Annotated in this window: 12 protein-coding genes and 1 riboswitch; of the genes, 3 read left to right on the top strand and 9 right to left on the bottom strand. The window is 49.9% G+C overall.

Annotation, left to right across the window (positions count from 1 at the left end):
• Position 1: 1 nt before the first annotated feature.
• A complete protein-coding gene (locus EXW96_RS05355) occupies positions 2-1,192 on the bottom strand; it encodes an NAD(P)/FAD-dependent oxidoreductase (RefSeq protein WP_174350097.1) in 1,191 nt (396 codons plus the stop codon).
• A gap of 405 nt (positions 1,193-1,597) precedes the next feature.
• Between EXW96_RS05355 and EXW96_RS05350 the strand changes: the two genes are divergently transcribed.
• A complete protein-coding gene (locus tag EXW96_RS05350; protein WP_062409406.1) occupies positions 1,598-2,584 on the top strand; it encodes an NAD(P)/FAD-dependent oxidoreductase in 987 nt (328 codons plus the stop codon).
• Positions 2,585-2,713: 129 nt separating this feature from the next.
• Here the strand turns inward: EXW96_RS05350 and sda are convergent, their stop codons facing one another.
• The 3 genes from sda to ytxC form a co-directional block, all read right to left on the bottom strand.
• A complete protein-coding gene (gene sda / locus EXW96_RS05345) occupies positions 2,714-2,869 on the bottom strand; it encodes a sporulation histidine kinase inhibitor Sda (protein WP_054819381.1) in 156 nt (51 codons plus the stop codon).
• 362 nt (positions 2,870-3,231) lie between these two features.
• Positions 3,232-5,169 carry a threonine--tRNA ligase gene (thrS, locus tag EXW96_RS05340; protein ID WP_062409407.1) on the bottom strand — a complete coding sequence of 646 codons (1,938 nt, stop codon included), beginning with the start codon at positions 5,167-5,169 and terminating at the stop codon, positions 3,232-3,234.
• Positions 5,170-5,502: 333 nt separating this feature from the next.
• The gene (gene ytxC, locus EXW96_RS05335; protein WP_174350096.1) at positions 5,503-6,432 is read right to left on the bottom strand and encodes a putative sporulation protein YtxC; all 930 of its coding nucleotides are present in this window, start codon (positions 6,430-6,432) and stop codon (positions 5,503-5,505) included.
• Positions 6,433-6,708: 276 nt separating this feature from the next.
• On the opposite strand from ytxC, the gene EXW96_RS05330 reads away from it, so the two are divergent.
• Positions 6,709-8,205: a L,D-transpeptidase family protein gene (locus EXW96_RS05330; protein WP_174350095.1), complete on the top strand. Its 1,497-nt coding sequence runs from the start codon at positions 6,709-6,711 to the stop codon at positions 8,203-8,205.
• Between the two features lie 56 nt (positions 8,206-8,261).
• On the opposite strand, the gene mqnC is transcribed toward EXW96_RS05330, so the two are convergent.
• The 3 genes from mqnC to metA all read right to left on the bottom strand — a co-directional run bounded on the left by mqnC (position 8,262) and on the right by metA (position 11,751).
• Entirely contained in the window at positions 8,262-9,401 is a 1,140-nt protein-coding gene (mqnC, locus tag EXW96_RS05325) for a cyclic dehypoxanthinyl futalosine synthase (protein ID WP_062409410.1), read from the bottom strand.
• A 218-nt stretch (positions 9,402-9,619) separates the two neighbouring features.
• Positions 9,620-10,828: an aminotransferase class I/II-fold pyridoxal phosphate-dependent enzyme gene (locus tag EXW96_RS05320; protein WP_062409411.1), complete on the bottom strand. Its 1,209-nt coding sequence runs from the start codon at positions 10,826-10,828 to the stop codon at positions 9,620-9,622.
• Positions 10,825-11,751 (bottom strand): homoserine O-acetyltransferase MetA, encoded by a 927-nt coding sequence (gene metA / locus EXW96_RS05315; RefSeq protein WP_054819377.1) that lies wholly within the window; start codon positions 11,749-11,751, stop codon positions 10,825-10,827. Before metA ends, EXW96_RS05320 begins: the two co-directional genes overlap by 4 nt.
• A 123-nt stretch (positions 11,752-11,874) precedes the next feature.
• Positions 11,875-11,998, bottom strand: a riboswitch (SAM riboswitch).
• A 465-nt stretch (positions 11,999-12,463) separates the two neighbouring features.
• On the opposite strand from metA, the gene corA reads away from it, so the two are divergent.
• Complete coding sequence (corA, locus tag EXW96_RS05310) at positions 12,464-13,399, top strand: magnesium/cobalt transporter CorA (RefSeq protein WP_062409412.1); 936 nt, start codon at positions 12,464-12,466, stop codon at positions 13,397-13,399.
• Between the two features lie 38 nt (positions 13,400-13,437).
• On the opposite strand, the gene EXW96_RS05305 is transcribed toward corA, so the two are convergent.
• Both EXW96_RS05305 and EXW96_RS05300 read right to left on the bottom strand, forming a co-directional pair.
• A complete protein-coding gene (locus EXW96_RS05305; protein ID WP_254611300.1) occupies positions 13,438-14,439 on the bottom strand; it encodes an HRDC domain-containing protein in 1,002 nt (333 codons plus the stop codon).
• Positions 14,440-14,749: 310 nt separating this feature from the next.
• A partial coding sequence (locus EXW96_RS05300) for a DUF7667 family protein (RefSeq protein WP_483874532.1) occupies positions 14,750-14,947 on the bottom strand: 198 nt, incomplete at its 5' end.

Here is a 14,947-nt window from a genome sequence, read left to right as displayed (position 1 = left end):
TTTAAAACTTTCCTTTCCTAATGACCAGCGGAATTCCGCCGATGATGTACAGGTAACGCAAATCGATGATTTTCTTCATGATGGCGGCGATTCCGCCTTTAATTTTCTTTGAACCGACAATCCCGATCGCTTCGCCGCGGCCGAGGGACGCCACTGTACCTTTAGGTTTGTATTCAAATTTCTTCAGCTCGGAGCCGCGGATTTGAGCAACCAGATTGCTTGCGCACACTTCGGCCTGTTGCATCGAAATTTGCGCCGTTGGCGGATACGGACGGCCTTCCGGATTCATTACAATGGAGCAATCGCCCAGGACGTACACATGGTCGTAGCCTGGCGCACGCAGCGTCTCATCCACTTTAATGCGGCCGCGCATCGTTTCGAAACCAGCTTCATCCAGCAGGTGATTACCGCGGATACCGCCGGTCCAAATGACCGTGGAGGACTTGATTTCCTCGCCCGTTGCCAGCACGACGCCTTCCGGCGTGCACTCTTTGATCGCTGTAGCGATTTTGAACGTCACACCTTTTTTCTGCAGAACTTCCATCGCGTACTCGACCAGCTCCGGATCAAAGCCCGGCAGTGCGGTCGGCGCCGCTTCAACGTTATAAATTTTAACAAGGGAAGGATCCACGTCGAATTCCTTGCACAGCTGAGGTATGCGGTCAGCCAGCTCGCCGACAAATTCGATCCCCGTAAACCCTGCTCCGCCGACGACAAAAGTCAAGTAATCGGTACGGGAAGGTTCACGCTTGAACTTGGCGAACTGGTATTCGATATGCTCGCGAATGAGGCGCACGCTGTTGATCGAGCGAATGTTCATTGCATATTCCTTCAAACCCGGAATCCCGAACGTTTCCGGTTCGCCGCCTAGACCGATGACCAAATAGTCGTACGAGAGCGTTCCTTCTTCAAGAATGACCTTCTTCTCCTGCGGACGAATCTGAACGACCGTGGATTTCACAAAGTCAATTTTAAACTCGTCGATGAGCTTCAAAATATTCACTCTTGCATTCTCGGGATTGTCCGTCCCTGCGGCCGGCATGTGCAGATGCGTTGTGATGTAATGGTAATCATGCTTGTTTACCAATGTGACATCCGCCTCATTATAATTCAACTCTTTTTGTAAGCGAATAGCTGTTACAATGCCTCCATACCCTGCGCCTAAAATGACTATTCTCGGAATTCGACTCATGGCTTTATCCCTTCCATCCCGCATTTGCGTTGTATATGTCTATCATAGCGCTTGTGAAAAAATACACAAGTTATACCAAAAATAGCTTCCATCTTTACTTTTTCCGTCGGAAAATGAAAGTATGAACGTTTAAAGCATACGTGGTACAACAGTTTTAACCAATTCACAAAAATAATATAATTTTATGACTTAAATAGCAAGCCCTATTTTGGATAAAATAGTAGGAAAATCAGCAGAATAATGGGGCATACGCCAGTAAGACACGCAAAAAATGTCGAAAGCTATACAAAAACTTTATCGGGCTAATCAATTAAATCACTCATTGAAAAGGGGATTTTTTATTTTCATACTACTGGACGTACGTTTATAATAAAAAGGATTGAACTTCGGAGGTGTTATTTTTTCATGAGTAACCAAATCAGCGACGTGATTATTGTCGGCGGTGGCCCTGCAGGTATGTTCGCCGCTTTTTATGGAGGAATGCGGCAGGCTTCCGTAAAATTGATTGAAAGTATGCCGCAGCTTGGAGGACAATTGGCCGCGCTCTATCCGGAGAAATATATTTATGATGTGGCCGGATTTCCCAAAGTGACGGCACAAGAGCTGGTCAACAATCTGTATACCCAAATGAAGCATTTTCCGATCGAAGTATGCCTGGAAGAAAAAGTGCTGAAGGTGGAGAAAAAAGACGAGCGGCTGTTCGAAGTGACTACGGACAAAGGAACCCATCATTCCAAAGCGGTCATCATTACCGGGGGCGTCGGCGCGTTTGAACCGAGAAGACTGGAACTTCCGGAAGCGGCACAATACGAAAAGAAAAACCTGCATTATTTCGTAAGCGATCTTAACCGGTTTAAAGGACAAAAGGTGCTCATTAGCGGCGGCGGAGATTCCGCTGTAGACTGGGCGCTGATGCTGGAGCCTATCGCCGAGAAGGTGACCTTGGTTCACCGCCGCGATAAATTCCGCGCCCATGAGCACAGTGTAGAAAACCTGATGAAGTCCAAGGTCGAAGTGGTTACTCCAACGGAAATCACCGCCCTGCACGGAAACAGCCAGATCGAAAAAGTCACGCTCAAGCACATCAAAACAGGTGAAGAAACCGTTGTAGATGTGGATGCTGTTATTATTAATTATGGTTTCGTCTCCACTCTCGGTCCGATCGCGGAATGGGGACTTGAGATCGACAACGGCTCGATCGTCGTCGATTCCCGGATGGAAACGAACATTCCCGGCATTTTCGCTGCCGGCGACATCACCACTTACCCTGGCAAGCTGAAATTGATCGCCGTCGGTTTCGGCGAAGCGCCAACGGCGATCAACAACGCCAAAGTATATATCGATCCTTCAGCCAAGCTTTCCCCGGGTCACAGCTCGAACATGAAGCTCTAAGCACGGGTTTACATTTAGGCTCTACAAAAAACGGACTCCACGGTCCGTTTTTATTTTGGGTATTTTCTGTTTTTTATACTCCATTGCAGCCCGTCTCTTAAATCACCTGAAAAAGAAAAAAAAGCCCGGTCAGCTGACCTGGGCTTCACCCGCTCTGTAGTAATCTAGGTTGATTTGCCTGTGTCTAATTTCATCCAACAACAACGCAACAAATTCATCCTCTAACTGCAACTCAATAGCTTTGAAATAGGACTCGACCAACATCTCATCACTGATAAGTTTCATAATAACTATCACCTTATTCTGTAATCTACCATCATATTAGCATGCGGTTAACATTAGAACAAGCGTTCTGTTATCCACAAAATCATGTGAACAACCTGTGTGTATCTTGTTAATAACCTTCTAATAACTGTTATTTATGCGGTGGGTAATGTGGACAAAGTTATACACAGCCGCTTATTCGATCTTGTCGATAAAAAAGAATAATTGGAAAACATATAAACAATCTGATTTAATAAATTTTTCCTTTCATGTCAAGACTGCCCTTTTTCGCAAAAAACCGCCAGGCTTGTCCGCCTGACGGTCCCGCTATTTACAAGTGCAGATTTTCCAGTTCAATAAGCGTTAGAAGAACGGAGAGTTGTTTATACTTGCTTTGAACGGATGTCTTCTTCAATCATCGCAATGACGCTCTCCAGGCTTTGAGCGCCCAAATCGCCTTGTCCCCGCTTGCGTACCGACACGCTGCCCGATTGGACCTCGTTCTCGCCCACTACAAGCATGTAGGGGATTTTTTCCAATTGGGCTTCACGGATTTTGTAGCCGAGCTTCTCGTTCCGCAAATCGGCCTCCACACGAATACCTGCGAGCTTCAGCTTCTCTTCCACTTCCTTGGCATAAGCCTCGAAATTGCCGGATACCGGAAGGACTTTCGCCTGCACCGGACACAGCCAGGTCGGCAATGCGCCTGCAAAATTCTCGAGCAGGAAGGCCGTCATGCGCTCCATCGTCGAAATAATGCCGCGGTGAATAACAACCGGACGGTGCTTCTGGCCATCGGCGCCGACGTACTCCAGCTGGAAACGCTCCGGCAGCAGGAAATCGAGCTGGGCAGTAGACAGCGTCTCTTCCTTCTTAAGAGCGGTTTTGATCTGCACGTCAAGCTTCGGACCGTAGAAGGCCGCTTCGCCCTCTGCTTCAAAGAACGGAAGGCCCAGCTCCTCCACAACCTCACGCAGCATGCGTTGCGACATCTCCCACATCTCGTCGTTTTGGAAATACTTCTCCGTATCCTTAGGATCGCGGTAAGACAAGCGGAACCGGTATTCCTTAATCCCGAAATCCTCATATACCTGACGAATCAGGTTCACAACACGGGCAAACTCCTCTTTAATCTGATCCGGACGGCAGAAAATATGTGCATCGTTCAGTGTCATCGCCCGGACACGGTGAAGACCGGTCAGCGCTCCGGACATTTCATAACGGTGCATCGTACCCAACTCGGCGATCCGTACAGGCAGGTCGCGATAGCTGCGCATGTCGCTTTTGTACACCATCATATGGTGCGGACAGTTCATGGGACGCAGCACCAGTTCTTCGTTATCCATCGTCATCTTGGGGAACATGTCCTCACTGTAGTGCTCCCAATGGCCGCTCGTTTTGTAAAGCTCGACGTTAGCGAGCACTGGTGTGTAGACGTGCTGATACCCCAACCGTTCCTCCAAATCGACGATGTAGCGCTCCATCGTGCGGCGCAATTTTGCTCCGTGCGGAAGCCACAGAGGCAGTCCTTGTCCGACCTCGCTGGAGAAAGTGAACATTTTCAGCTCTTTGCCCAGCTTGCGGTGATCGCGTTTTTTGGCTTCCTCCAGCAGATGCAGATGCTCGTCCAGCTCCGCTTTTTTCGGGAAAGCCGTACCGTAAATGCGCTGCAGCATTTTGTTTTTGGAGTCTCCTCTCCAGTAAGCGCCCGCTACGCTCAGCAGCTTGAACGCTTTGATCCGTCCGGTGGAAGGAAGATGAGGGCCGCGGCATAGATCGAAGAACTCGCCCTGATCGTAAATCGTAATTACGGAGTCCTCCGGCAGATCACGGATCAGTTCGAGCTTCAAAGGATCCTCCAGCTCGGTGAAGATGCGAACCGCTTCTTCCCGGCTCACTTCGCGGCGGCGAATCGGCAAATTCTCCTGAGTGATCCGCTCCATTTCCTTTTCGATCTTCCCAAGATCCTCCGGCGTCAGCGAGGTCTCCATATCGATATCATAGTAGAAGCCGTCCTCGATGACCGGGCCGATCCCGAGCTTGACGTTCTTCTCGCCGTACAGGCGTTTGATCGCCTGCGCCATCAAGTGCGCCGTACTGTGACGGTATACTTCCAGTCCTTCCTCGCTGTCCAGAGTCACGATTTGAAGCGCGGCATCCGCTTCAATCGGCGTATTCAAATCCACCAGCTTGCCATTGATTTTGCCCACCACAGCGTTCTTTTTCAAGCCCGGGCTGATCGAGCCCGCAACGTCCTCTACCGTGGTCCCCCGTTCAAACTCCCTTACTGCGCCATCCGGAAAACTTACTTTTACTGCCATACTCCTGTACCTCCGATTCTAAGTCCCTTTTCAAAATAAAAAAGCGCTTCATCCCGTAAGGGACGAGTGCGCTTGGCTCGTGGTTCCACCCTAATTCGATTCGAAAGCCGATTCCTGACAGGACGCCATGCTTGCGAATCCTCAAAACATTCGATAACGTGAATGATCCGGTGACATATACTGAACGCCTGCTGACGGTCGCTCCGCCGATACGGTCGTCGTTCCACATCACGGCTACAAAGGGGTAAACCATTGTCGTTCACTGAAGGGGATTTCAGCCAAGTCCCCTCTCTCTGGGCAGCACTTCAATCGTTCATGTCTTTGATCATAGCCTTAACCTTTATTATATTCAGCTGCCGCTCCCCGGTCAAGATTATGACACAACCTGCAGTACCCGCACAATTCCACCCGGTTTTCAAAAATTTGCTTGATCGTTTTGATCACCTGCAGCTCCGGTTCCCGGGTGTGAATATAGATTTGCTGGGGAGAAACGGTAATTAAAGTACTGATGATCATATCTTCAAAATTGATTTCCTTCTCAAGCATCTCTACAGTAACGACCGCATCCATTTCCGGGGTTTCCATGCTTTCCATCTGTTCGTTAAGCAGCAAAAAATCACTGCCCCCCTTATGAATCAGATGCACGAACGGTATTTTCGCCTCCTGGATATAGACAAAATACTGCAGCAGGGAGATGAATTCCTGATACTGCCGGTCCATCACAAATTCATCGATCGCGTATTCCACCACATCCCGCAGCTCATCCTTGTAGGCATGAAGCCGAAACCGCAAAAATCCGTTCAGGTCGAACTCCGTATACACCTCGAGATATTCGTAAAACTCCGATATAATTTTTTGTTTTCTTCTTAAATAAGCCTCCGTTTGACCGGCTCCTTCGCCCCATTCGCCTTCACCGTACAGCACCTGCCTGCAAAAGGCCAGGATGCCTTCCACTTCGTCATCCTGCTTATAGTTAAAGTCCTGTTTAATGATCTTGAGCAGCAGTTCCCGCTCCTCTTCCTCCAGTACATAATCCGCAAGGACATCCGCCGCTGCTTTATAAACTCGAATGCCGTCTTCCTTCAACCGAAATCCGGGCGGCACTCCGCTGACTTCTATTCGATACAAGCCTTTCCGCCGGTCCAGGGCGATATGGATGTGCTCCTTATGATGTAGGATCCCGCAGGAGGATTGAAGCAGTCGATACAGCCGATCTGCTTGCTCATCCGTACGTTTGGTCAAGGTCACTGTAAACAGCTTCATCCCCACTCACTCCTTTGAGGCCTTACTTTCTTTTTTAAGTATATGGTAGGACATTCGCATATATACAAATATCCGCCGGCCTAAGTATAGGAATAAATGAGATTTACACACAATTATGGTGTATTTCTCAAGCCGATACATAAAAAACATGGCGCCATCGCCCGGAATATCATTTTTTATTGATACGTTGCGTATATTAAATATGTTCTTATATTAAATCCAGAATAAATATGATACTATATGTATCATAACGTTGTGATGAACAGGAGGGCAGATATGCGGCATAATCGCGATCGGTATAAACCCCCGGCAGCGGACAATCTGGTTCACCTTCACAAAAATGTTTACGTGAACCGCAGCGACCCGAACTATCACGAAAAAGTCCTCCGCTACCTCGATCCTCATTCGCCTGAAGCACATTATCGGTTAGGACAGCAATTCGAGCATGCAGGAGATACCGGCAAAGCCCTTTTTCATTACAAGGAAGCGATGAAGACGCACCCTTCCCCATACTATTATCCTGCATACACAGCCATTCGCAGGTTGGATACTCAACCATTGAATCCGTCAACTCCCCACCATGCCGGAGACATCGCTTCTTCTTCCGGCACGAGGACGCGACCTTTCATTCCCTTGTTTTTGAAAACGCTTATCATCGTGCTGTTGTTATTGAATTTCCTTCTGCTTGCGGCACTTTACGGGCCCGGATCCGTATCCAAAGCGGTATCCGTAGTCATCCCATGGTCCATCGGCAAAGAAGTCACCTATGAAAGCGTGGAGACGCCGTTTATCATGCATTTCCCATACGGTTTCCCTCGCGAGCAAGTCGAAAAAGCGCTGCACACCAAAGCATTGCAGCTGTCGGAAACTTATCCGACGCACAGCATTCGCATTTACGGTATGGCTTCACCCGTGACGGTCGCCGACAATAAAGCGATGCCGCTAACCGACGAGACGACTAAAAGCAAAGCCTTTGTCGTAGCGGAATATAACCCGGCCATCGATACGGCCGTAAAAATCCGTTTTCTGAATACCGAACTGCAGCAGCTTCATACCGCCGCGGGCGCCAACCTGGTCCGGACGGCTCTCCTTGCTTATCAGGAGGATCACGGGAGCCCTCCCGCCTCCATCGGTTTGCTGCTTAAAGATTACCCTAATAATTATTTAAGCTTCCTCCCTATAGAAACGGAATCCGGTTCGGCGAATGTCCGAACCGTTTTTGATCGCAGCGGCGGCTGGGTGTACGATCCAACGGCAGAGGAACCGTCCGCTATGTTTTATCCCAACACCATAAAGGGTACAGCCTTCCCTTATGTTCCTGTGAAGCTGACCGTCGATCCGTCCGCCCATGCTTTACGGCTTGCGGCCGGCCCGCTTATCCTTGCGGAAGCCCCCGTCGGAGTGGGCAGGGACAACCTTACTCCGGAAGGCCGTTTCTTCATCTCCGAGAGGGTTCTGGACCCGCAAGGCATCCATCCCGGGGTATACGGGGCCGCAGCGCTCGGTATGGGACAGCTTGCCATCCATGGAACCTTCGATAAAGAGTCGATTGGTCAAAATCAATCGCTGGGATGCATCCGGCTAACCAACAGCGATATTACGGCCATCTATCCCCTGGTTCCCAAAGGCACCGAGGTGGAGATCGCCAACGGCGCAGCAGCGGATGCCGCCTTTACCGCCACCCTGACGCCGGAGCTGCTGCTGCCCGATCCCTTCCTTTTTCCTCCTCCCGACGAAACGGCGCCAAGCCGCCAGTTCCATTGGCTTGGCTGATCCCATCTATGAAAAAAGACGCCTGGCTCCACAGAGGCAAGCGTCTTTTTTGCATATTAATTTTGCATAACAAAGTCCTTGTCCACAGACACCGAAGCATCGTCAAACACGCGCAAAATTTCGTACTTCGTATTGCGCTGAGCCGGAATCTTGCCCGCTTCACGAATGATCTGCAGCGTCGAGCTGATGTTCACCTTATGCGTGGTTCCTGCGGCGGATACGACATTCTCCTCGATCATCGTCGAACCGAAATCGTTGCAGCCGTAATGCAGGGACAGCTTGCCTACTTCCGGTCCCATCGTTACCCATGAAGATTGGAAGTTCGGAATGTTATCCAGCATGATGCGGCTGATCGCCACATTTTTGAGATAATCCTCCGCCCCCAGCTTCTCGGCCTTCATGTTCGTATTCTCCGGCTGGAAGGTCCATGAGATAAAGGCCAGAAAGCCCGGTGAATTCCAGCCGTTGGCTATACATTCATCTTGAGCGTCGCGAATGCGGAGCAGATGCAGCGCTCTCTCTTCTATGGACTCGCCGAAGCCGATCACCATCGTACCCGTCGTATGCATCCCGACCCGGTGGGCTGTCTGCATGACATCCATCCAGTCGCGCCAGGAGCCCTTCAGACGGCTGATCTTGCGCCGCGTCCGATCATCCAATATTTCCGCGCCGCCGCCCGGAAGCGAATCAAGTCCCGCCTCGTGAAGCGCGCGGACGACCTCTTCCAGCGTAAGGCCGTTCGATACTTCCTTCATCTTCATGATCTCCGCAGGAGAGAAGGAATGCATCGTAATTTGCGGGAACCTCTTCTTAATCTCACGCAGCAAATTCGTATAGTACGTGAAAGGAAGGTCCGGATTCGTTCCTCCCTGCATCAGGATTTCCGTCCCGTTGACATCTATCGTTTCCTGGATTTTTTGGAAAATGACATCATCCGGAAGCACGTACCCTTCTTTAGAGCCCGGGGCCCGGTAGAAGGCGCAAAACCGGCAGTACACATCACAAATATTGGTATAGTTCACATTCCGCCCGATCACAAAGGTCGTAATCGGTTCCGGGTGGTGCTTCAGCATAATCTGGTTAGCGGCATGGCCCATTTTTTCAATTTCATCCGATTCATAGAGCGTGATGCAATCTTCCAGGCTAATCCGATTCCCGGCCAGCGCATGCTCCAATATCCGGTCGATGGAACTCATCGCATTCATCTCCTTTACCCTATTCATCGTATCATAAATCACACGCTACCCGCTATACAAAAAGACCGTCATTTCGGACCATAGGCCTTCAAACGGTCAAAAATTCAACAAATTGTTCAGGTTATCCGGAGTTATTCTCAGTGAATAGGATGGTCCTTCAGACATGATCCAAAGAAAAACCGGTGACGCCTGCCAAGGCCACCGGCTGCATTTATCGTTTATCCTAACGTCAGCGGCTGATTTTCCTCGATCTCCTGACGGGCCAAGTCAATAGCCCGGGACAAATCCGCAATCAAATCGTCAACGTGTTCTATCCCGACGGAATAGCGCAGCAGCTTGTCATCCACGCCAATCCTGCGGCGGATTTCCTCGGGAATGTCCGCATGCGTTTGGACGGCCGGATACGTCATTAACGATTCGACCCCGCCCAAGCTTTCCGCGAACGCAATCAGCTTGATATGCCGCAGAATCGGCTCGACGTAGCGGGCATCTTTCAATTTGAAAGAAAAAATACCGCTGTTGCCCGAGGACTGCTTGTTCTGAATATCATGACCCGGATGGTCCGGAAGCGCCGGATAATACACCGCTTCCACCTGCGGATGGGATTTCAGGAACGAGGCCACGGCCAGCGCGTTGGCTTGATGGCGCTCCATACGGATGGCCAGCGTCTTCATTCCCCGCATTAACAGCCAGCTGTCCTGCGGATTCAGCACCGCGCCGATGGAATTGTGCAGGAAGGCCATCTGCTCCGACAGCTCCTTGCCCTTAGTCACGATCAGTCCGGCAAGGACATCGTTATGGCCTCCGAGATATTTGGTCGCGCTGTGAATGACGATGTCTGCGCCAAGCTCGATCGGCCGCTGGAAGAAAGGCGTCAGCAGCGTGTTGTCAACGATCGAAAGAATGCCTTTCTTTTTGGCCCAGGAACACACAAGCTCCAGATCCGTAATCATCATGAGCGGATTCGTCGGCGTCTCGATCAGAATCGCTTTTGTGTTCGGCTTGATATTGGCTTCCAGCTCATCTAAATTGTTCGTATCCACATAAGTGGCCGTCACTCCGAAGCGTGACATGATACGTTCAAGGAGACGGTATGTACCGCCGTACAAATCAAGCGAAACGATCAAATGATCCCCTTGACTGAACAAAGCGAAAATCGTCTGCAGCGCCGCCATTCCGGAGCTGCAGGCAAACCCCGCATCTCCGGATTCCAGCTCGGCGATTGCATCTTCAAGCACCTTGCGCGTCGGACTCTTCGTACGTGCATAATCGAATCCGGTGCTTTGCCCAAGCTTCGGATGACGAAACGCCGTGGATTGATAAATCGGAAAGCTGACCGCTCCGGTCACCGGCTCCTCCTGAGAACCGATTTGAGCCAGCCGGCTTTCGATTCTCCATCGCTGATTTTCCTCTTTGCTGTTACTCATCTTACGAATTCCCCCTTGTGCAGATCAAACGGTGTCTCTTGGTACACATAATAATTGAGCCAATTGGAGAACAACAGATTGGCATGCGCCCTCCAAGTGTTAAGCGGCGGCTTGCTGGGATCGTCGTTCGGGTAATAATTTTTCGGGATGGCAATGTTTAACCCTCTATTGATATCGCGGTCATACTCCATTTTGAGTGAACACGCATCATATTCCGAATGTCCGGTAACAAAAATTTGCTTACCGTCATGGGTAGCGACGATATATACGCCCGCCTCCTCCGACTCGGAAAGAATTTCAAGCTCCGGCACCTTCAAAATGTCCTCCCGGCGCACCTCCGTATGGCGGGATTGGGGCACCAGATACAACTCGTCGAAGCCGCGAAGCAGTTTGACATTGGACCTTGTGATGGTATGCGGGAACACGCCAAACATCTTTTCCTCCAACGGATATTTCGGGACGCCGAAGTGATGATACAGCCCGGCTTGCGCCGCCCAGCAAATATGCATGGTGGAGGTGACATGCGTTTTGCTCCATTCCATGATTTGCTTGATCTCATCCCAGTAGTTGACGTCTTCAAAATCCATTTGTTCCACTGGAGCCCCGGTGATGATCATGCCGTCGAACCGTTCATGCTTTACATCTTCGAACGTTTTGTAAAACTGTTCCAAATGCTCGGGTGATGTATTTTTGGACCTGTGTGTTTTGGGGTGCAGCAGTGTGAATTCGACCTGCAGCGGAGTGTTTCCGATCAGCCGCAGCAGCTGCGTTTCCGTCGTCTCTTTGGTCGGCATCAAATTCACAATGGCAATGCGAAGCGGCCGGATATCTTGACGATATGCCACACTTTCGTCCATGACAAAAATATTCTCGTTGATCAATATTTCTTTGGCAGGCAGATTATCTGGAACCTTGATAGGCATCGGAAAATCACTCCTTTTCATTGTAGGATTCGTATGTTCCTTGCACTCTCACGCTCGCAGCAGGCAAAATAAAAAAGCCTTCTTCGCACGCACGAGAAAGGCCTTTGTCTGTAACATCGTCCTCTCTCATCTCTCAGAAGCCGCTACAGCTTCCGCAAGATTTAGCACCGTGCAGTCTTTGTTATGCAAAGAACTGTCGGTTGCCGGGTATCATAGGGCTAGTCCCTCCACCTGCTCTTGATAAGAGTGTGAAACCGAATCTATTCAGTTGAATTTGGATAATAATAATGTATACGAAAACTCGGCGATCGTCAAGCGCATGCCTCACGCCATCGAACGAATTGTACGCTTTCCGGATGGACTCCGCGGCACCAAAAGATACACGCATTCATAGTATGTGGTAAGGTGCATTTTTTCTATACATTATGGATTGTCTTCTCGAATATGAGGAGTTATACTAGACAAGTATTCGACAATTCATGCAAAAAAGGGGTGCAGTATTCGAATGGACGGAGACCCGAGGGGTAAACATCTTACGTTCAAACAACAGAATAACTCGTTTGGAACCCGGTCGCAGCCGTTCGTCGGATTCTTGCCCCAGACGGTAGAAGGCAGGCTTGACGTTCTATTCCGGAAATGACCGCCTCGCTGCCCGGAACGGCTGACGCCGACCGTGCGTTCCACTCGGGTACAAGCAAAAGGGGTGGAACCTATGAAGGCACGTTTAGTGCAGGATGGCATTTTTACACTTGTTGAAGACATTACTCAGACCGCTTATCCGCCTCAGCACGGCTTTTACTGGATTGATGCCGAGCCGGAGGATTTGGATATTTTACAGCCTTTATTTCATCTTCATGAATTGGCCGTGGAAGACATGCTTACGGAAGAAGAGCAGCGGCCGAAAATCGAGCTTTATGATACGCATTATTTCATTGTGGTCAACAGCATCCGTTTTGACGATGAAGAAATTTTCCTTCGCGCCTTGAACATCTTTTTGGGCAAGCATTACATCATCACGATCACAAGACAGAAAATCAATGAAATCCGTGCTGTAAAGCCGGTTCTCTGGGAAGAAAAGGTCACTTCCCCCGACCAATTTTTGTATCATCTCATGGATTTGATCGTGGACAATTACACGATTGTCGGCGACCGGATCGATGCGAAGATCGAAAAGCTCGAAGAAGATATTTTGATGCATACGAAGAAGTCTCACCTGAATGAAATTATCGGGCTGCGAGGCGAGATTCTATGGCTCAGGAAAGTGCTCGTCCCGCAAAAGGAAGTGCTTTTCACGCTTCATAAAAAAGAACTGAGGCTGATCAGCGAGCCGCTCAAAAAATATTTTGGCGACATCTACGAAAATGCCGTCAAAATTTCTGAAACATTCGATACGCTCCGGGATTTGATGGGCAACTTGCGGGAAGCTTACCAATCCAGCCTGGCGAGCCGCGCGAACGATATTATGCGCATATTCACCGCGCTCACGACCATCTTCATGCCGCTGACGTTCATCACGGGGATCTACGGAATGAATTTCGAGTATATCCCGGGTCTTCACTCGCATTATGGGGGAATCGCAACCGTTGTATTTATGGTCATTGTCGGTGTATCCATGTTCATTTTATTCCGCAAAAAAGACTGGCTCTAATCGCCAGTCTTTTGTGGTTTTCAGAGCTCTTTGCGGCATCAGCTTGCCTCAACGGATTTCATCGCGTTCGCACGACGAAATTTCATTCGCAGCAGGCGCAGCCATTCGTAGATGCGGTCCGCATCCTTGGCCGAGAGCTCTTCCTCCTTGTAGACGGCTTGCAGAATCGGCTTCAGATAACGGTCGCCCTGCTGTTGGAACGCCCGCCAAGCCCGTTCCCGTTCCGCTGCGGGAATCGGCTCGAGCAGCTGCTCGATATAGCTTCCTAAATCGTAACCGTCGCGATCCAGTTCCTCGATCCATAGGAGCAGATTCCTGCGCTGCACCTTGGTCTGCTCCATCAGCTTGTCGAGCTGCTCGCCCCGGGAAATCGCCTCAAGCAGCTTCCGTTTGATCTCCTGCTTGTCCGCCTCCGCCTTCCGCTTACGTTCCTTCTCTTCCAACAGCCAGGCATTGAATTCCATGGGGTCGACTTTTTCCTCCACCCACGTTAACGGAAACAAGCCGTTTTGCGGGAGTTTTGCAGTCAATGCAAGAATCTCTGCGCCGTACATGGACAATTTGGTTCGTCCAAATCCGGGAAGCTGCAGCAGTTCTTCTTCCGTTTGGGGAACGAAGGTGCTGATCAGTTTGAGCAAACGGTTCGTAGCAACGATGAACTGCGCTTTGCTCTCGCGCGACGCCTGCTTCCATCGCCATTGGCGCAGCGCCTCATAAAGCTCCTCATTCGAATGCTTCTCGCTGTAAAAATGCAGCATCTGAACAAACGCGGCGCGTCCATCCAGTCCGTCAACCTCGCTTACGCTCATCTCAAGCAGGGGTTTAAAGCCTCCACACTGTTTCATAAATACCCCCTCCCGAAAGGAGGACATCATCTCATCCCAATGCAAGCCCTCGTACCAGGTCTCCTGCTCCGACCGCCCGTCCTCCTTGATTTCATTCCACATCACGGCCCATACGCCTTGATTTTCAACGATGGATACCTGAGCCGTCCGGACTCTTCCCTCCTCCGTCGCCTTTTCCATACTGTTCATAAACATCAGATTCAATGGGCTCCCCTCCTGAACTTCATGATTTTCAAACGCAAAAAAGCACCCTCCTACGGTAAGTAAGAGAGGTGCTTCCTGTTGTTTGAGACTGCCCGTCTTATTACTTCTAAACCCGTCTAACCCTTATAAATCAAGGTGTTTCAGCGTTTTTAGTTACCCTTCTGTGCCCGTGTTAAAACTTTCGAAAACAAGCGAAAATTTCCCCCATTGTGGGCAATTTGTGGGCTACGTGGGCATGAGAAAAGCCACGGGAATCACCCTCTTATAAACGGCATACTATATTGGTGTGGTATTTTTTCTCTTAGTCGGTGTTCCGCTTTTTGCGGCCCGGCTTTTTTGTTTTGCCCAGCTGCAGCTCGTCGATCTCCCGACAAATCTCATGTTGCCAATCGACGTCTGAAGTCATTGAGGCCATTAATGAAGCATTTTGCAAGTAAGCCATTTTCCACACATACTCTACGTTTGCTGTTAAACAATGATCCATCTCCTTTATTTCCTC

The organism is Paenibacillus sp. JMULE4 (genome assembly GCF_013337105.1).
In the GTDB taxonomy this organism is placed as follows: domain Bacteria; phylum Bacillota; class Bacilli; order Paenibacillales; family NBRC-103111; genus Paenibacillus_G; species Paenibacillus_G naphthalenovorans.
Note: the sequence above shows the minus strand (reverse complement) of the source record. Positions and strands in the feature narration are given on the sequence as shown.

What these genes read in the sequence shown, in the direction of transcription:
- metA (WP_054819377.1), bottom strand. Translation starts at nt 11,751, where the DNA reads ATGCCTATCAAGGTTCCAGATAATCTGCCTGCCAAAGAAATATTGATC.
- mqnC (WP_062409410.1), bottom strand. Translation starts at nt 9,401, where the DNA reads ATGAGTTCCATCGACCGGATATTGGAGCATGCGCTGGCCGGGAATCGG.
- EXW96_RS05305 (WP_254611300.1), bottom strand. Translation starts at nt 14,439, where the DNA reads ATGTTTATGAACAGTATGGAAAAGGCGACGGAGGAGGGAAGAGTCCGG.
- EXW96_RS05320 (WP_062409411.1), bottom strand. Translation starts at nt 10,828, where the DNA reads ATGAGTAACAGCAAAGAGGAAAATCAGCGATGGAGAATCGAAAGCCGG.
- sda (WP_054819381.1), bottom strand. Translation starts at nt 2,869, where the DNA reads ATGAAACTTATCAGTGATGAGATGTTGGTCGAGTCCTATTTCAAAGCT.
- EXW96_RS05355 (WP_174350097.1), bottom strand. Translation starts at nt 1,192, where the DNA reads ATGAGTCGAATTCCGAGAATAGTCATTTTAGGCGCAGGGTATGGAGGC.
- corA (WP_062409412.1), top strand. Translation starts at nt 12,464, where the DNA reads ATGAAGGCACGTTTAGTGCAGGATGGCATTTTTACACTTGTTGAAGAC.
- EXW96_RS05330 (WP_174350095.1), top strand. Translation starts at nt 6,709, where the DNA reads ATGCGGCATAATCGCGATCGGTATAAACCCCCGGCAGCGGACAATCTG.
- EXW96_RS05350 (WP_062409406.1), top strand. Translation starts at nt 1,598, where the DNA reads ATGAGTAACCAAATCAGCGACGTGATTATTGTCGGCGGTGGCCCTGCA.
- thrS (WP_062409407.1), bottom strand. Translation starts at nt 5,169, where the DNA reads ATGGCAGTAAAAGTAAGTTTTCCGGATGGCGCAGTAAGGGAGTTTGAA.
- ytxC (WP_174350096.1), bottom strand. Translation starts at nt 6,432, where the DNA reads ATGAAGCTGTTTACAGTGACCTTGACCAAACGTACGGATGAGCAAGCA.